This is a genomic window from Paraburkholderia sp. J63, assembly GCF_905220245.1.
Lineage (GTDB): Bacteria > Pseudomonadota > Gammaproteobacteria > Burkholderiales > Burkholderiaceae > Paraburkholderia.
On record NZ_CAJMZF010000014.1, the window covers coordinates 95719 to 112303 of the forward strand.

Sequence of the window (16585 nt, forward strand, 5' to 3'; positions counted from 1 at the left end):
ATTCGGATTCCCGATTAATTCGCCGTGTTGGCGTCGCGTGTGCGCGCGCGGTCCATATCCTCGCACAACTGCGTCGCGCCTTGTGCGATGCGCGGTCCTGGGCGCGTGAGCAGATCGCCGTCGATGGCGAACAGATTGCCGTGCGCCACGGCACGCAACTGGGGCCACGCGCGCCAGCGCGTGAGCGCGGGCAGCGGCCGGTCCGGCGCCGTCGCGCCTTGCGAGGCGGTGACGATCGCGTCGGGATTGGCGGCCAGCACGGCTTCGGTCGAGAGCGTAGGCACGAGCGGATGCAGCGCGGCAAAGACGTTGCGCCCGCCGCAGAGTGCGATGACGTCGCTGATCATGTGCTCGCCGTTGATCGTCATGAGCGGCTGGTCCCAGACTTCGTAGAACACGCTCACGGGCGCGCGCTGCGCGTAGCGCGCGCGCAGTTGCGCGATCTCGCGGCGATAGGTTTGCGCCGCGTCTTGCGCGGTCTTCTGCGTGCCGAGCAGCACGCCGAGCCGCGTGAGCGAGGTCGCGACGTCGTCGAGCCGATGCGGCTCGCTGAAGAAGAGCGGAATGTGCATCTCGCGCAGACGGTCGATCTGCTGCTGCGCATTGCCGTGCCGCCAGACGACGATCAGATCGGGCTTGAGCGCGGCGATGCGTTCGAGGTCGAGCGCGCGGTTGTCGCCCACGCGCGGCACGCTGAGCGCCTGCGGCGGGTAATCGCTGTAGGCGACGACGCCCACCAGCTTCGCGCCGCCGCCCGCCGCGTAGATCAGCTCGGTGGTGTGCGGCGCGAGGCTGATGACGCGCTGCGCGGGCGCGGCGAGCGTGACGGTGTTGCCGGCGTCGTCGACGGCGCTGACGGTGGCGGCGCAAGCCGTGTCGAGTGTGAATGCGGCGACCGTCGCGAAGGCGAGCGCGAGCGCGGCGGTGCGCCAGCCATTGCGAGCGAAGGCGCGAATGATCGAGAGGCGGTGCGTCGGGCGCTGCATCAGCCGAGCACCTGCATGGCCTGCGCGAGCGCCGTCTCGAAGCGCCGCCATTCGTCTTCCGAGGCGGGCAGCCCGAAGCGCAGGCTCGCGGGCGATTCGAAGCGGCGCGTCCAGACCGCGCGCGCGGCGAGCGCGTCCTGCAAAGCCGCGGCGCGCGGGTGGACGACCCACGCGAACAGCGGTGTGGCGCGCGGCGCGAGGCCGTGCGAAGCGAGCAGGGCTGCAAGGCGCGCGCTTTCGCCGGCGAGCCGCTCGCGCATCGCGCGTTGCCACGCGGCGTCTTCGAACGCGTGCGCGACCGCGTGGCGCGCGGGCCCGCTCACGGTCCACGCGCCCAGGCGCTCGCGCAGCGCCGCGAGCAGCGCGGGCGCGGCGAGCGCGAAGCCGCAGCGCGCCCCCGCGAGGCCGAAGAACTTGCCGGGCGAGCGCAGCACCACGAGGCCGGCGCGGCCGGTCGCGCCGGCAAGCGAGGTCGTGCGGGGATCGGCGAAGGCGTCGGCGAACGCTTCATCGACGATCAGCGTGCCGCCGCGCGCGGCGAGTTGCGCGTGCCAGCGCAACAGCGTCTCGCGGCCGATCAGGCTCGCCGTGGGATTGTTGGGATTCACGACGACTGCGTACGTTGCGTCTTCGGGCAGCATCGGGCACGCAACGTCGAACGGCACGACGGTATGGCCGGCCTGCGCGAACGCGGGCGCGTACTCGCCGTAGGTGAGCGGGGCGATCGCCACGCGCGACTTCGGCGACAGCGTGGACAACAGCGCGGGCAGCGCGCGGATCGCGGCCTGGCTGCCCGCCACGGGCAACACGTGCTGCGCGTCGGGCGCGCCGTAGTAGCGCGCGGCGCGGGCGGCGAAGCCGTCGCCGTCCTCGGGCAGGCGCCGCCATGCCGAGGCGGGCACCGGGGGAACCGGATAGCCGTGCGGATTGATGCCGGTCGAAAGATCGATCCACGCGTCCCAGGCGATGCCGTAGCGCCGCGCGGCTTCGTGCAGATTGCCGCCGTGCGCGATCGCGCGCGGGGCGGTGTCGAGATGCGCTTCAGCCATGGGTTGCCACGCTCAGGAAGGCCAGTGCGAGCAGCACGGCGAGCCACAAAATGGTCGTGCGCTCGACGAGACGCAGCGCGGCTGTCACGTCCTGCGCGCGCGGCGGCGCGCCGGCGCCGAGCGCGGGGCGTTCCTCCACGGCGCCGTGGTAGACCGCCGCGCCGCCCAGCAGCACGTTCAGGCTGCCCGCGCCCGCGGCCATTACCGGGCCCGCGTTCGGGCTTTCCCAGCGCCGCGCCTGCTCGCGCCAGCAGCGCAAGGCGACGCGCGTATCGCCGAGCAGCGCGTAGCTCGCGGCCGTGAGGCGCGCGGGAATCCAGTTGAGCACGTCGTCGATGCGCGCGGCCGCCCAGCCGAAGCGCAGAAAGCGCGGCGTGCGATAGCCCCACATCGCGTCGAGCGTGTTGGCGAGGCGAAACGCGAGCGCGCCCGGCCCGCCCGCGAGCGCGAACCAGAACAGCGCGCCGAAGATCGCGTCGTTGCCGTTTTCGAGCGCCGATTCGCAGGCCGCGCGCGAGAGCGCGGTGGCGTCGGCGTTCGCGGTGTCGCGCGAGACGATGCGTGCGGTCAGCTCGCGCGCCGCCACGAGGTCGCGTTCGGCGAGCGCGCGCGCGATGGGCGCGATGTGTTCTTCGAGGCTGCGCGCGCCGAGCGCGAACCAGAGCAGCGCGACGTGCAGCGCCCACGCGAGCGGCCAGGGCAGCACGGCGCACAGCAGCGCCGCGAGCGCCACGGGCGGCGCGAGCACGGCAAGCCAGGCCACGAGGCCGAGCGGGCGGCCGCGTCGGCCCGTGTTCAGGCGTTTTTCGACGCGGTTCGCGAGCGCGCCGAACGCGACGAGCGGATGCGCGCGGCGCGGCTCGCCGAACCAGCGGTCGACGGCCACGCCGGCGACGGCGAGGGCCGCGGTGGCGGGCAGGCTCAGTGCCGTCAGCATGATTGGCCCGATGTGTCCGATGCCGGCGCCTTGAGCACGAGTGGCAGACCGGCCGCGACGAGCATCGCGCGGTCGGCGAGCGCGGCGATGCGCTGGTTCAGGCGCCCCAGCTCGTCGACATAGAGCCGCGTGGCCGCGCCCATCGGCACCACGCCCATGCCGATCTCGTTGCTCACCACGAGCGCGGCGCAGTCGGCGCGCTTCGCGCGCTCGCAGGCGGTGGCGAACGCATCGAGACGCGCGCGCCAGTCGGGCAGCGGCGCTTCTGATCCGGGCGGGCAAAGCAGATTGGCGAGCCAGAGCGTGAGGCAATCGATCAGCACGCACTGGCCGGGCGTGGCCGCGGCGTCGAGGGCACCCGCGAGATCGAGCGGCGCTTCGGCGAAGCCCCAGTGCGCGGGCCTGCGCGCGCGATGGTGGGCGATGCGCGCGGCGAATTCGGCATCGGCGTGCGCACCCCCCGGCGTGGCCGCGGTGGCGATATAGGTGACCGGCAGGCCGCTTTGCCCGGCGAGGCGTTCGGCACAGGCGCTCTTGCCCGAGCGCGCGCCGCCGACGATGAAGGTGAAGTCGCGCGAAATCATCGCGTGATTGTAGCGGCTAGTCTCCGACAGATTGACGCCGAGCGCGGCGGGCCCGCACGCGATGGGATAATGCGCGTTCGCCCGACCGACCCGGCGCTTCGCCGCTTTTCATCGCCACCATGTCCGCAACGAAACCCGCCGCCGTGCCGCGCGGCACGCTGATGATCCAGGGCACCACGTCCGATGCCGGCAAGAGCACGCTCGTGGCCGGCCTGTGCCGGCTCGCGCGCCGCGCGGGCGTGCGCGTGGCGCCGTTCAAGCCGCAGAACATGGCGCTCAACAGCGCCGTGACGGTGGACGGCGGCGAGATAGGCCGCGCCCAGGCGCTGCAGGCGCTTGCCGCCGGCATCGAGCCGCATACCGACCTCAACCCCGTGCTGCTCAAGCCCAATAGCGATCTGGGCGCGCAGGTGATCATCCACGGCAAGGCGCGCATGAATCTCAACGCGCGCGCCTACCAGGACTACAAGCCGATCGCGCGCGAGGCCGTGCTCGAATCGTACGCACGGCTGCGCGCGCGCTACGAGACCGTGTTCGTCGAAGGCGCGGGCAGCCCCGCCGAAATCAATCTGCGCGCCAACGACATCGCCAACATGGGCTTTGCCGAGGCCGTCGACTGCCCGGTCGTGCTAGTCGCCGACATCGACCGCGGCGGCGTGTTCGCGCATCTGATCGGCACGCTCGCGTGTCTGTCCGAGAGCGAGCGCGCGCGCGTGAAGGGCTTCATCATCAACCGCTTTCGCGGCGACGCGACGCTGCTCCAGCCCGGCCTTGACTGGCTCGAAGCGCAGACGGGCAAGCCGGTGCTCGGCGTGGTGCCGTATCTGCACGGCCTGACGCTCGATGCCGAGGACATGTTGCCCGGCGCCGCGCATACCCTGGCCCAAGCCGGCGGCAAGACCTTGCGCGTGGTGGTGCCGGCGCTGCCGCACATCAGCAACCACACGGATTTCGATGCGCTGCGCGCGCATCCGCAGGTCGAATTCAGCTACGTGCGCACGGGCAGCGCGCCGCCGAGCGCCGATCTCGTGATCCTGCCAGGCTCGAAGAACGTGCGCGACGACCTCGCGTGGCTGCGCGCGCAGGGCTGGGAAACGGCGCTCGCGCGGCATCTGCGCTACGGCGGGCGGGTGATCGGCATTTGCGGCGGCATGCAGATGCTCGGGCGCGTGATTGCCGATCCGCATGGCGTGGAAGGGGAGCCCGGCACCGTGGCCGGCTTCGGCTGGCTCGACTACGAAACCGGGCTCACGCGCGAGAAGACCCTCGAAAACGTGACGGGGCGCCTTGCATTGCGCGGCGACCTGGACGCGGCTGGCGGCGGGGTGCCGGCGCCGGTAAAGGGCTACGAGATCCATATGGGGGTGACGCGCGGCCCGGCGCTGGCCGACCCCGCGCTGCACATCGTATCGACGGATAGCGCGGAGGACGGCGCGATGAACAGCGACGGCACGGCGGTCAGCGAGACAAGCGCGCTGCGCGCGGACGGCGCGCAATCGGCGGACGGCCAGATTCTCGCGACCTACGTGCACGGCCTCTTCGACACGCCCGAAGCGTGCGCCGCGCTGCTGCGCTGGGCGGGGCTGGAGGCGGCGCAACGTGTCGATTACCCGGCGCTGCGCGAGGCGTCGCTCGATCGGCTCGCCGACACGCTCGAAACGAGCCTCGATCTGGCGCGCCTTTATGGCGCGATCGGCTGACCGGGCGGCGCGTCCATGACGCCTGAAGCGTATGCAGCACCGCCCGGCGTCATCGGCCCGGCAACATTCGTGCGCTACCGTTAGTACCGCACCGCGTTAGTACAGCACCATCTGCGTGCAGCGGAACAGAGCCGTGGTCTTGCCGTCCGGGCCGGTCACGGTCGCGTCCCAGATCTGCGTGCTGCGCCCGAGATGCACGCCGGTGGCGACCACGCTCAACGTGCCCTCGCGCGCCGTGCCAAGGAAGTTGCTCTTGAGCTCGATAGTCGTGAAGTTCTTCGCGCCCGGCGGCAGATGCGCGAAGCAGCCGTAGCCGCAGGCGGTATCGGCGAGACAGATCACCGTGGCGGCGTGCAGGAAGCCATTGGGCGCGAGCAGTTCGCTGCGGATGTCGAGTTCGGCGCGCAGCAGGCCTTGATCGAGCGCGACCGCGCGAAAGCCGATCAGCCCCGGCAGCCGGCCGCGCTGGCGCTCGTGCAGGGAATCGATGGTGATATCGGTGCGCAACGTGCTCATGACAGGAAGATCTCCTCGGTTTTCGAAAGGGGGATGAAGGGGGGAAGCGGCACGGTGCGCACGCCTCGCAAGGGCGCGGAGCGATGCGCTACACGCGCGCACGCGCGGGCCGGGACTTCGGCGCCGCCGCATTTGCCGATATTATCGGACGGTTGCGCCGATGCGCCGCGTCCTTCAACGTGGCGGGCAGCGGATGGGCTGCGGCATCGGCAGCAAGCGAAAATCGGCAGAATCGACACAATCGGCAAACCGGCTGGCCCGCGCGCCAGCCATCCTGACGGGAGTATTCATGACGGTGATCGTGGTGGCGAACCCGAAGGGCGGCGTCGGCAAGAGCACGCTGTCCACCAATCTGGCCGGCTATTTCGCGGCCCAAGGCGAGTGGGTCGCGCTCGCGGACCTCGACCGGCAGCAATCGGCGCACGCGTGGCTCGACCTGCGGCCCGAGACGCTGCCGGCCATCGAGAGCTGGAGCGTCGACCTGGATAACCCGGCGAGGCCGCCCAAGGGGCTCGAGCACGCCGTCATCGACACGCCGGCGGGCCTGCACGGCAACCGGCTTGCCGCGATCGTCGCGCTCGCGGACAAGGTGATCGTGCCGCTGCAGCCGTCCATGTTCGACATTCTCGCGACCAAGGACTTCCTCGACCGGCTGGCGAAGGAAAAGGCGGTGAGAAAGGGCTCGATCAAGGTGGGCGTGGTGGGCATGCGCGTGGATGCGCGCACGCGCTCGGCCGAGCAGTTGCAGCGCTTCGTGGAGGGGCTCGATCTGCCCGTGCTGGGCTATCTGCGCGACACGCAGAATTACGTGCAGCTCGCCGCCCACGGCCTCACGCTCTGGGACGTCGCGAAAAGCCGCGTCGAGAAGGATCTCGACCAGTGGCAGCCGATCGTTTCGTGGGTGGACGCGAAATAAACGGCGCCGGGGCGGGCAGGGCGCCCGCGCTGCATGAGCCGGTCTTCCGGCGCTTTAGCTCCAGCTTTGCGTCGGCACGTGGTCGCGGCTGCCCTTGATGCGGTTGTTCTCGTCGACGAACACGAGGTCCGGCTTCCAGCCCGCCTTCAGCTCTTCTTCTTCCACGTTCGCGAAAGCCGCGATGATCACGAGGTCGCCCAGTTGCGCGCGCCGTGCCGCCGAGCCGTTCAGCGAGATCATGCCGCTGCCGCGCTCGCCCTTGATCGCGTAGGTCGTGAAGCGCTCGCCGTTGTTGATGTTCCAGATGTCGATGCGCTCGTTCTCGACGATGTTCGCCGCTTCGAGCAGGTTCTCGTCGATCGCGCACGAGCCTTCGTAATGGAGCTCGCAGTGCGTGACGGCGACGCGGTGGATCTTCGACTTGAGCATGTGGCGTTGCATGGTGTGTCTCCTCGGGCGAGCGGGCGTGCGGCCCGCCGCGGGTGATGCCGGAAAAAAGTGCCGGAACTAGCGTGCTGAAAAACGGGAAAAAGCGGCGCGCCAACCAGCAAAACGGCGCACGGCGCGAATTGGCGTGAATACGCGCGCGGCGCTCAGATCTCGAGATTGTCGATCAGGCGCGTGGCGCCCAGCTTGACCGCCGCCAGCACGACGAGCGGCGCATCCTTTTCGCCGGGAGCGGGGGGCAAGAGGTCGACCCGCTTGCGGATGGCGATGTAGTCGGGCTTCCAGCCGCGCGCGGCGAGCGTGGCCATCGCGTCGAGCTCGATCTGCGGATAGTCGTGACGGCCCGAGAGCACCTGCTCGCGAATCGCGCGCAGCGCGAGCGCCAGTTGCGGCGCCTCGGCGCGCTCGGGCTCCGTGAGATAGCGGTTGCGCGAGCTGAGCGCGAGGCCGTCGGCGTCGCGCACGGTTTCGGCGGCGATCACCTCGGTCGGCAGCGCGAACTGTTGGCACATCGCGCGCACGATCATGAGCTGCTGGTAGTCCTTCTTGCCGAACACGGCGACGCGCGGCTGCACGCACGACATCAGCTTCATGACCACGGTGCAGACGCCTTCGAAGAAGCCGGGCCGGAACTCGCCTTCGAGAATATCGCCCAGATTGTGCGGCGGGTGGACGCGATATTCCTGCGGCTGCGGGTACATGTCGGTCTCGGTGGGCGCGAACAGCACGTAGACGTTTTCCTTCTGCAGCTTCTCGATGTCGTCCTGGAGCGTGCGCGGGTATTTGTCGAAATCTTCGTTGGGGCCGAACTGCAGGCGGTTGACGAAGATGCTGGCGACCACCGGGTCGCCGTGCTGGCGCGCGAGGCGCATCAGCGAGAGGTGGCCTTCGTGCAGATTGCCCATGGTCGGCACGAACGCGGTGCGGTTTTGGCCGCGCAACTGGTCGCGCAGTTCCTGAATCGAGCTGATGACTTTCATGATCGGATGCGTTATGCCTCGCACGGGGCAAGACGGGTTGCGGCAAGCGGCACTCGCGCGGCGCACCAGGGTGCGCGGCCGGCCGGATGGCGTGCCCGGCCCGTCAGGGGCAGGCGCGGGCGATTGTAGAGGATTTGGGCGTGCTGCGCAGCCGCTCCGGATGGGGGGTTATCCTGGAGTGGCATGATGGGGTCCTATCACCACTTCGGCCCCATCATCCGGCGCCACCAGAGGGGCAGCAAGGCAGGCAGTTACGCGGGCAGATACGCGAGGCGCACGTAGATCGGCGCGAACGGCTCGGCCTGGGTGATCTCGATGAGCGATTCGCGCGCGAGCTCGAGCATGGCGATGAAATTCACGACCACGACGGGCACGCCGCGCGTGGTGTCGAAGAGCTCGGAGAACTCCATGAAGCGCGCGCCCCGGAGCCGGCGCAGGATCACGCTCATGTGCTCGCGCACCGAGAGCTCCTCGCGCGAGATCTTGTGGTGCTGCACGAGCTTCGCGCGCTTGATGACGTCGGCCCACGCGGCGCGCAGGTCGTTGCTGTCCACGTCGGGAAAGCGCGGCGTGATGCTCTGCTCGATATAGACCTCGGCGCGCATGAAGTCGCGGCCGAGCTGGGGCAGGCGGTCGATGCGCTGGGCGGCCAGCTTCATCTGCTCGTATTCGAGCAGGCGCCGCACGAGCTCGGCGCGCGGGTCCTCGGCTTCCTCGCCGGTGTCGGCCTTCTTGACCGGCAGCAGCATGCGCGACTTGATCTCGATGAGCATCGCGGCCATCAGCAGATATTCGGCGGCGAGTTCGAGATTGGTCTTGCGCAACTGCTCGACGTAGCCGAGGTATTGCGTGGTGACATCCGCCATCGGGATGTCGAGCACGTTGAAGTTCTGCTTGCGGATCAGGTAGAGCAGCAGATCGAGCGGGCCTTCGAACGTTTCGAGAAAGACTTCGAGCGCGTCGGGCGGGATATAGAGGTCTTGCGGGAGCTTGAAAAGCGGCTCGCCATAGAGGCGCGCGAACGCGACGCCGTCGACCGTGTCGGGCGTCGAATCCGTGGCGGGAGTGCTCAGCGCCTCACCCGGGCTCGCGTTCTGGCCCGCCGGGCCGGCAGGAGCGTGGCCCGGCGCGGCGCCGGCCGGGAGGGCGTGACGTGCGTCGGCCCGTCCTTCGGCTCCCTCAGCCATGTCGGCCCCGTCGGCCTCGGCCATCAGAAGTTCTGGTAGTAGACGTACGACGTCTGCCTGACGCGCGAGGCTTGCTGGCGCTCGCGCTCGTCGAGGTCGAGCGGCTGCTTGTCCCACAGGAGCGCGCGGCCCTTGCGCTGCTGCTCGTCGAGATACGGCTTCTGCTCTTTGAGCTGATTCAGGAATTGCGTGATTTCCGACTGATACATGGCTAACGTCCGTCGCGAGTGCTGCGCGTAATTGCGCGTAGGTGCCCTGATTGCGATCAGGCGGCCGCGTTTGACGGGCCGCCTGGGTGCGTGTCGGCGGCAATTTTACCGCAAGCGCGAGGCGCGGAACATCCAGGCGGGCGGCCTGATCTGACGCTTCTTGCGGCCCTTTTTGAGCGGCGTCCTGGGGTTTTCGAGCGCCGATGTGGTGAAATAACGCGTTTGCGCCCGCGCTGCAGCAAGACGCGTCCGCGCAAACGTGTGCAACGGGCAAAAGAACGGCGGCTGGAGGTCTTGTTTGGCGGGACGGGTGATCGAAGCGTTGTGTGCAAAGCGGCATCCCTCATGGGTGACGCGGCACGGGCACGCCGCTGCGCAGGGCTCTATCGACGGACGCCCCGGCGTGCGTTCCGCAGCCTCCTTTCCGCTGCGCCTGTCGTCGCGCTTTTTATCCTGCTTCTCGCTGGCCGTGTCGCTTCGCTTCGCCGCGTGGCTCGCCGTGGGACTCCTCGCGAGCCTCATGGCCCCGGCGCCCGCGCGGGCCGACCTGGCGAGCCTGCTGCCGTGGTCGCACAAGCGCACCTGGTACGACGTCGATATCCAGACCTCGCCGCGCGAGCTGCGCAAGCTGCTCGAAGCGCACCTCGACCTCGCGCGCTTCTCCACGCGCTCCGGCGTCAGCGACGACCAGTTCGACTTTCTCGTCACCGCCACGCCGCAGCAGGTGCGCGACCTGGCCTCCACGGACGGCTATTTCTCGCCGGTCGTGCGCACCGACGTGCGCACCGGCGAAAACGGCAAGCGCGCCGTGACCGTCTATGTCGACGCGGGCCCGCGCACGACGATCTCGTCGGTGACGCTCACCTTCACGGGCCCGGTGCTGACCGAGGACAAGGCGCAGGAAAACGCCACGCGCTTCGCGTTCTCGCTGCACGAGCGCGATGCCTTCACGCAGTCGGGCTGGGACGGCGCCAAGAGCGCGGCGCTGCGGGCGCTGCAGGCGCGCCGCTATCTGGGCGCGAAGATCTCGCATTCCGAGGCGCGCGTCGATCCGCTCAAGCACGACGCGAAACTTTCCGTGACGTTCGACAGCGGCCCGACCTTCACGATGGGGCAGGTCGATGTCTCGGGCACGCGGCGCTATCCGGAAAAGATCATCGAGAACGTGAACCCGATCTCGCCCGGCGAAATCTACGACGTCAACCGCGTGACCGAGTTGCAGCGCCAGGTCCAGAACACGCCGTACTACGCGAGCGTGGCCATCGACGTGGACGACAACACGCAAAAGCCTTTGCAGACGCCGCTGCACGTGAAGGTGAGCGAGTACCCGTACAACAACTTCCGCGGCGGCGTGGGCTACTCGACCGATACCGGCGCGCACGTCCAGGGTTCGTACACGTATCTCAATACGTTTGGCTCGGCATGGCCGCTCCAGCTTTCGGGGCGGCTCGACCAGATCCAGAAATACGGCCAGATCCAGCTCTCGATGCCGCCAGGCGCGCGCGCATGGACCAATAGCGCGCTCGCGTCGTACACGACCACCGACGTCTCGGACACCACGATCTACAGCCTGCGCGCCGGGGTGCAGCGCACGCGCACCTCGCAGAACATCGATTACTCGTACTCGCTGCTCTTCTACCAGGACCGCCTGTACCAGAACGCCGGGCCGCCCACCATGGCGCGCGCGCTCGTGCCGCAATGGTCGTGGACCCGCCGCAACGTCGACGATCCGCTGTTTCCGCGCTCGGGCAACGTCGTGCGCGTGGAGGCGGGCTTCGGCGTGAAGAGCGCGGGCTCCGACGCCACCTTCGTGCGCGGCTACATGCGTGGCCAGCAGTATCTGCCGATCGGCCGCAGCGACCTCGTGCTGTTTCGCGCCGAACTGGGCGGCGTGTTCACGTCGAGCAGCTCTTCGGACGTGCCCGCCTCGCTGCTGTTCCGCGCGGGCGGCTCGAACTCGGTGCGCGGCTACGCGTTCCAGAGCGTCGGCAACAACGTCGACGGCTCGATTCTGCCGACCAAGTACCTCGTGACCGGGTCGACCGAATATCAGCACTGGTTCAATCGCGATTGGGGCGGCGCGGTGTTCTTCGACGTCGGCACCGCCACCGACACGTGGGGAGAGAAAGTCTTCTTTCCGGGCGCGGGCTTTGGCGCGCGCTGGCGCAGCCCCGTCGGTCCGGTCAATCTCGACCTCGCGTATGGGTTTCGCGACCGCAGAGTGCGGCCCTATCTGACACTCGGGATCGCATTCTGATGATGACGCCTGCCATGTTCCGGGTTGCTTCGATGCTGCCGCTCGCCGGCGGGCGCATGGCCAGAGGGGGCGCCGTATGAGCGCGCACGAACGCTTCCTTCGTTGCGCGGGTTGGCTCGTGCCTGCGGTGGCGCTTGCCGCGTCGTCAGACGGTGGCGGCGGCAGCACGAATGGCACCAACGGTGCCGATGGTGCAGACGGCGCGGGCGTCCCGCCATCGGGCGAAGGCCGCGAGCCCGATGCTCCGCCTCCGCGTCGCCGGCGCCGGCTGTGGAAGTCGCTTGCCTGGGCAGTCGCGGTGCCGGTGTTGATCGTCGGGTTGGTGGCGGGGCTCCTCTACGGCGCGGCGACGACCGAGCGCGGCACGGCCTGGGTCTGGCGCGCGGCCGTGAAGGTGCTGGGCGGCCAGCTCGCGGGCACGCTCGACGGCGGCACGATCGCGACGGGTCTGCGCCTGCACGACGTGAGCTGGCGCGGCAAGGACGGCACGACCTTCGCGATCGACCGCGTGAGCAGCCAGTGGGCGCTGGAGATCCACGAGGGGCGGCCCTGGCGCTTCGTGCTCGACTATCTGCATGTGGGCGACGTCGATGCGCGCATCGTGCCGTCGCCCACCCCCGAGCCTTCCTCGCCGATGACGCTGCCGGGCGACCTGCGGCTGCCGCTCGCGCTCGAGATCCGCGACGTGCGCGTGGCGAAGCTCACGCTGCACACGGGCGCCTCGGCCACCGAGTTCTCGAATTTCGCCTTCCACGGTCGCAGCGACGGGCGGCATCACGAAGCGGCCGTCGAGCAGCTCGACACGCCATACGGCGCCGTGAGCGCGAGCGCGAAGCTCGACGGCGTGCGGCCGTTCGCGCTCTCGGGCGACGTGGGCTACGCGGGCAAGGTGAACAACGAGGACGTGCAGATGAACGCGCGCCTCGGCGGATCGCTCGAAGCGCTTAGCGCCGAAATCGCGGCGAGCGGCATGAAGCTGACGGGGCAGGCACACATCGAGGCGGCGCCGTTCGCGGCCGTGCCGCTCAAGCGCGCGACGCTCGCGTTCGATCACGTGAATCCGCAGGCGTTCGCGCCGGGCGCGCCGTTCGCCGACCTTGCGCTGCGCGCCGATCTGGAGCCGGCGCAGGGCGGTGTCGCGCCGTTCGTGCCCGAGGCGGCGTCTGGGGCGCCCGCGCGTGCGGCGGCTTCCGCCACAGCCATCGCTTCAGGCGCTTCGGCCGCCGCGCCAGGCGACGAGAATCCCAATGCGGCGGGCTTCACGGTCGCGGGCAAGGTGTCGATCGTCAACGCGAAGCCGGGCGCCATCGACGCGCATCTGCTGCCGCTCATCGACGCGCACACGGACGTCGTGCTCGATGCCCATACGCAGCGCCTCTCGAATCTGAACGTGCGGCTCGTGAAGCACGCGACGGTGACGGGCGGCGGCGTGCTGGCGGGGCGCAACGGCCGCTTCGACCTCAAGGTCGCGGGCCTCGACCTGAACGCGCTCGAAGCGAGCGTGCTCCCGACGCAGCTCGCGGGCCCGATCACGGTGCGTCTTGCCGGCGACGCGCAGAGCGTCGCGCTCGATCTCGCCGATCCGAAGGCTGCGCTGCGCTTGCAGGGCAAGGTGACGCAGGACCCCGCGCGCCTCGCCTTCAACGACGTGCGCCTCACTTCAGGGGCCGGGCATATCGACCTCACGGGCGCGCTCAAGCACGACGCCCATTCCTCGTACACGCTCAAGGCGGTGCTGACCAATTTCGATCCGCTCTCGCTGGCGTCGCAGATGCCGGCGCGCGCGGGTGCGGCGCACCAGGCGGCGAAACCCGAGGGCCCCACCGAGGCGCAACGCGCCGCGCAAAAGAACGCCTTGAATCCGCGGCGCAACCTCGCGCTCAATCCCGCGATGAACCCCGCGCTCAATCCGGCGCAGACGGGCGAGCAGGCGGACGCGCAGAACGTGGCGCGCAATACCACACAAACCGCCACGCAAAGCGCGACACCGGGCGCCACGCCACCGAAACCGGCGGCGCGCACGGCGGTCACGCGCAAACCCGCGCCGAAAGCCCCGGCGCGCCGCATCGCGGCCCGCGTGAACGGCACGCTAGAGGCCAGCGGCATGCTCGCGCCCACCTTGACGACGAAGGCCGAGTTCAAGCTCGGCCCGAGCGTCTACGACGACCTGCCGCTCACGGGCCAGGGCCTGATCCAGCTCACGGGCTCGCGCATCTTGCCGAGCCGCGCGAATCTCTCGGTCGCGGGCAATATCGTCGACCTGCAGGGCAGCTTCGGCGCGCGCGGCGACCGCCTGCGCTTTCGCGTGGACGCGCCGCAGCTAGACCGGCTCGGTTTCGGCGTCGCGGGCCAGCTCGCGGCGAGCGGCGACCTGACCGGCACCTTCGCGCATCCCGACGTGACGCTCGATTACAAGGCCGAGAACGTGGTGTTCGGCGAGAACCGCGTCGGCCATGCCGAGGGCCGCGCCGAGGCGCACGACGGCGCGAACGGCGCGCTCGCCTTCAGCGCCGACGCGAGCGGCATCGCCGTGGCGGGCGTCGACATCACGACGCTGAGCGCGCGCCTCGCGGGCACGCGCGCGAAGCACACGCTCACCGCGAGCGCGAAGGGCCGGGTGCAGGGTCAGCCGATCGACTTCGCGGTCGCGGCCAACGGCAAGCTCTCGGACACCCGCGAAGGCACGCGCTGGGACGGCACGCTCACGCAGCTCGAAAACCGCGGCGTGCCCGGCATCAAGCTGGAGGCGCCGGTGACGGTGAGCGCGGGGGCGGACAAGGTCACGCTCGGCGCGACGCGCATCGCCGCCGTGGGCGCCTCGCTCGACCTGAAGTCGTTCGATCTCGACCACGGCCGCATCCGCTCGGCGGGCTCGCTCACGAACGTCTCGGTCGCGCGCATCCTGCAGTTGCGCCAGCAGTTCACGGGCGTGCCGTCCACGCTCAAATCCGACTTGATCTTCGATGGCGACTGGGACTTCTCGATCGGCCAGAGCGCGAGCGGCTATGTGCAGGTGAAGCGCCGCTCGGGCGACATCACGACCGAGATCGGGCGCGGTCTCGCCTCGCTCGGCATCGGCGAGCTCAACGCGCGCGCGGCCTTCAGCGGCGGCAATCGCCTCACGCTCACCGCGCATGCGCAGGCGAACCGCGTGGGCGTGCTCGACATCGACGCGAATACGACGCTCGTGTCGCGCGGCGGCATGCTCACGGTGGCCGACGAAGCGCCGCTCGGCGGCACCATCAAGGCGAACGTCCCCTCGCTCAAGACCACGGGCGGCCTGCTGGGGCCGAGCTATCTGCTCGATGGCCATCTCGCGCTGCAACTCGCGCTGGGCGGTACGGTCGCGAAGCCGAATCTCACGGGCGCGCTCACGGGCGACGGCATTTCCGCAACCGTCGTCGATCAGGGGCTCGAGCTGAAGGACGGCACGATTCGCATCGCGCTCTCGAAGAATCTCGTCGACTTCCAGCAGGTCGAGTTCCACGGCGCGACGAGCGGCACGCTGCGCGCGACGGGCCGCGTGCGGCTCGACAACGACGAGCCCGATCTCACCGCGAGCATCATCGCGGACAAGCTCGAACTGTTTGCCTCGCCCGACCGCAAGCTGTCGCTTTCGGGCAGCGCGAGCATCGCCAACGGCGGCCATCTGGGCGGCATGCAGATCGACGGCAAGTTCACCGTCGATCGCGCGCGCTTCGACATGCCCGAGTCGCCCGCGCCCTCGCTGGGCGACGATGTCGTGATCGTGCGTCCCGACGGCACGACCATCGGCGGCACGCCGCCGCCCATCGAGCAGACGGCCTCGCAGAAGCCCGCGCCGCGCTTCGCGCCGCGCGCGAATATCGCCATCGACCTCGGGCGCGATTTCCGTTTCCGCGGGCAGGGCGCGGATCTCGGCCTTGCCGGCACGATCGCCGTGAATAGCGCGCCCGACGTGCCGCTGCGCGCGGTCGGCAACGTGCGCGTGACCGAGGGCTCCACGTATACGGCGTTCGGCACCAAGCTCAATATCGAGAACGGCTTTTTCACGTTCAACGGACCGGTTGGCAATCCGGGCATCAACATTCTCGCCATGCGCCGCAATCAGCAAGTGGAGGCGGGCGTGCAGGTCACGGGCACGGTCCAGGCGCCGGTGGCGAAGCTCGTTTCCGAGCCGAACGTGCCCGATAACGAAAAGCTCTCCTGGCTGCTGTTCGGCCATGGCACCGACCAGGGCAACAACGTGGGCCAGCAAAACGCGATGACCACGGCGCTCGCGCTGCTCGGCAGCGCGCAAGGCAAGCGCCTCGCGCAGAGCATCGGCCTCGACGAATTCTCGATCGGGCGCAGCGAGGTGGGTCTGACCGACCCTGAGGTCGTGATGGTCGCCAAGGCCATCAACGAGCGGTTCGTGCTGGGCTACGAGCAGGGATTGCAATCGGCGTCGAACGCGGTGAAGGCCACGATCAACCTCAGCCGCTACTGGTCCGTGGTGGCGTACGGCGGCACGTTCTACGGCACCGACATTCTCTATACGCGGCGCTTCGATCGCATCAAGTGGTAGTGCGCGCCCGGCGCGCCGCGAAGTAGCCAAAGGCACGCCTGCGCAGGATCGCGACAAGTGTGCTCTTTCCCCGTGTGACTGCGTCCGTCGACGCGATCAGCTTCCTTTCGTGTGTGGGCCGTCCCCGGCGATTCAGGCCGCGCATGGCCATTCGCCGCCAATGGCGTCTCAATTTATCTCAAACAAGATAAAGAAGGTTCTGAGTTTAGGCCCGATAATTTAAGATTATTCCTATGATTTTCCGTACGGTTGCCTTTCATAATTTGAACTC

13 protein-coding genes are annotated in these 16585 nt (G+C 69.3%); 4 read left to right on the plus strand and 9 right to left on the minus strand.

Annotated elements, in window-relative coordinates; genetic code table 11:
• Positions 1–14 precede the first annotated feature (14 nt).
• The 4 genes from U5775_RS17440 to cobU are packed head-to-tail and all read right to left on the minus strand — an operon-like array spanning position 15 to position 3556.
• Complete coding sequence (locus U5775_RS17440) at positions 15–986, minus strand: cobalamin-binding protein (RefSeq protein WP_322059332.1); 972 nt, start codon at positions 984–986, stop codon at positions 15–17.
• Positions 986–2035, minus strand: a complete 1050-nt coding sequence (gene cobD, locus U5775_RS17445; RefSeq protein ID WP_322059333.1) for a threonine-phosphate decarboxylase CobD — start codon at positions 2033–2035, stop codon at positions 986–988. Before cobD ends, U5775_RS17440 begins: the two co-directional genes overlap by 1 nt.
• Complete coding sequence (gene cbiB / locus U5775_RS17450) at positions 2028–2969, minus strand: adenosylcobinamide-phosphate synthase CbiB (protein ID WP_322059390.1); 942 nt, start codon at positions 2967–2969, stop codon at positions 2028–2030. Before cbiB ends, cobD begins: the two co-directional genes overlap by 8 nt.
• Positions 2966–3556, minus strand: coding sequence for a bifunctional adenosylcobinamide kinase/adenosylcobinamide-phosphate guanylyltransferase (cobU, locus tag U5775_RS17455; protein ID WP_322059334.1), 591 nt, complete (start codon positions 3554–3556; stop codon positions 2966–2968). The genes cbiB and cobU overlap by 4 nt, the downstream gene beginning before the upstream one ends.
• Before the next feature lie 119 nt (positions 3557–3675).
• On the opposite strand from cobU, the gene U5775_RS17460 reads away from it, so the two are divergent.
• Complete coding sequence (locus U5775_RS17460) at positions 3676–5256, plus strand: cobyric acid synthase (RefSeq protein WP_322059335.1); 1581 nt, start codon at positions 3676–3678, stop codon at positions 5254–5256.
• 96 nt (positions 5257–5352) lie between these two features.
• On the opposite strand, the gene U5775_RS17465 is transcribed toward U5775_RS17460, so the two are convergent.
• Positions 5353–5772, minus strand: coding sequence for a PaaI family thioesterase (locus tag U5775_RS17465; protein ID WP_322059336.1), 420 nt, complete (start codon positions 5770–5772; stop codon positions 5353–5355).
• 289 nt (positions 5773–6061) lie between these two features.
• Between U5775_RS17465 and U5775_RS17470 the strand changes: the two genes are divergently transcribed.
• Positions 6062–6688: a ParA family protein gene (locus U5775_RS17470; protein ID WP_322059337.1), complete on the plus strand. Its 627-nt coding sequence runs from the start codon at positions 6062–6064 to the stop codon at positions 6686–6688.
• A gap of 54 nt (positions 6689–6742) precedes the next feature.
• On the opposite strand, the gene panD is transcribed toward U5775_RS17470, so the two are convergent.
• The 4 genes from panD to U5775_RS17490 form a co-directional block, all read right to left on the minus strand.
• Complete coding sequence (panD, locus tag U5775_RS17475; protein WP_028207747.1) at positions 6743–7129, minus strand: aspartate 1-decarboxylase; 387 nt, start codon at positions 7127–7129, stop codon at positions 6743–6745.
• Between the two features lie 152 nt (positions 7130–7281).
• Complete coding sequence (gene panC / locus U5775_RS17480; protein ID WP_322059338.1) at positions 7282–8115, minus strand: pantoate--beta-alanine ligase; 834 nt, start codon at positions 8113–8115, stop codon at positions 7282–7284.
• Positions 8116–8366: 251 nt separating this feature from the next.
• Positions 8367–9302: a segregation and condensation protein A gene (locus tag U5775_RS17485; protein WP_415913595.1), complete on the minus strand. Its 936-nt coding sequence runs from the start codon at positions 9300–9302 to the stop codon at positions 8367–8369.
• 23 nt (positions 9303–9325) lie between these two features.
• Positions 9326–9511, minus strand: a complete 186-nt coding sequence (locus U5775_RS17490) for a DUF3460 family protein (RefSeq protein ID WP_322059339.1) — start codon at positions 9509–9511, stop codon at positions 9326–9328.
• Positions 9512–10031: 520 nt separating this feature from the next.
• On the opposite strand from U5775_RS17490, the gene U5775_RS17495 reads away from it, so the two are divergent.
• Together U5775_RS17495 and U5775_RS17500 are read left to right on the plus strand one after the other, a co-directional pair.
• Entirely contained in the window at positions 10032–11768 is a 1737-nt protein-coding gene (locus U5775_RS17495) for an autotransporter assembly complex family protein (protein ID WP_322059392.1), read from the plus strand.
• 76 nt (positions 11769–11844) lie between these two features.
• Positions 11845–16314 carry a translocation/assembly module TamB domain-containing protein gene (locus U5775_RS17500; RefSeq protein WP_322059340.1) on the plus strand — a complete coding sequence of 1490 codons (4470 nt, stop codon included), beginning with the start codon at positions 11845–11847 and terminating at the stop codon, positions 16312–16314.
• Positions 16315–16585 lie beyond the last annotated feature (271 nt).

Bases quoted from the DNA above. Each gene is read 5' to 3' on its own strand.
- U5775_RS17440 (WP_322059332.1), bottom strand. From the start codon at position 986: ATGCAGCGCCCGACGCACCGCCTCTCGATCATTCGCGCCTTCGCTCGC.
- cobD (WP_322059333.1), bottom strand. From the start codon at position 2,035: ATGGCTGAAGCGCATCTCGACACCGCCCCGCGCGCGATCGCGCACGGC.
- cobU (WP_322059334.1), bottom strand. From the start codon at position 3,556: ATGATTTCGCGCGACTTCACCTTCATCGTCGGCGGCGCGCGCTCGGGC.
- U5775_RS17460 (WP_322059335.1), top strand. From the start codon at position 3,676: ATGTCCGCAACGAAACCCGCCGCCGTGCCGCGCGGCACGCTGATGATC.
- U5775_RS17465 (WP_322059336.1), bottom strand. From the start codon at position 5,772: ATGAGCACGTTGCGCACCGATATCACCATCGATTCCCTGCACGAGCGC.
- U5775_RS17470 (WP_322059337.1), top strand. From the start codon at position 6,062: ATGACGGTGATCGTGGTGGCGAACCCGAAGGGCGGCGTCGGCAAGAGC.
- panD (WP_028207747.1), bottom strand. From the start codon at position 7,129: ATGCAACGCCACATGCTCAAGTCGAAGATCCACCGCGTCGCCGTCACG.
- panC (WP_322059338.1), bottom strand. From the start codon at position 8,115: ATGAAAGTCATCAGCTCGATTCAGGAACTGCGCGACCAGTTGCGCGGC.
- U5775_RS17485 (WP_415913595.1), bottom strand. From the start codon at position 9,302: ATGGCTGAGGGAGCCGAAGGACGGGCCGACGCACGTCACGCCCTCCCG.
- U5775_RS17490 (WP_322059339.1), bottom strand. From the start codon at position 9,511: ATGTATCAGTCGGAAATCACGCAATTCCTGAATCAGCTCAAAGAGCAG.
- U5775_RS17495 (WP_322059392.1), top strand. From the start codon at position 10,032: ATGGCCCCGGCGCCCGCGCGGGCCGACCTGGCGAGCCTGCTGCCGTGG.
- U5775_RS17500 (WP_322059340.1), top strand. From the start codon at position 11,845: ATGAGCGCGCACGAACGCTTCCTTCGTTGCGCGGGTTGGCTCGTGCCT.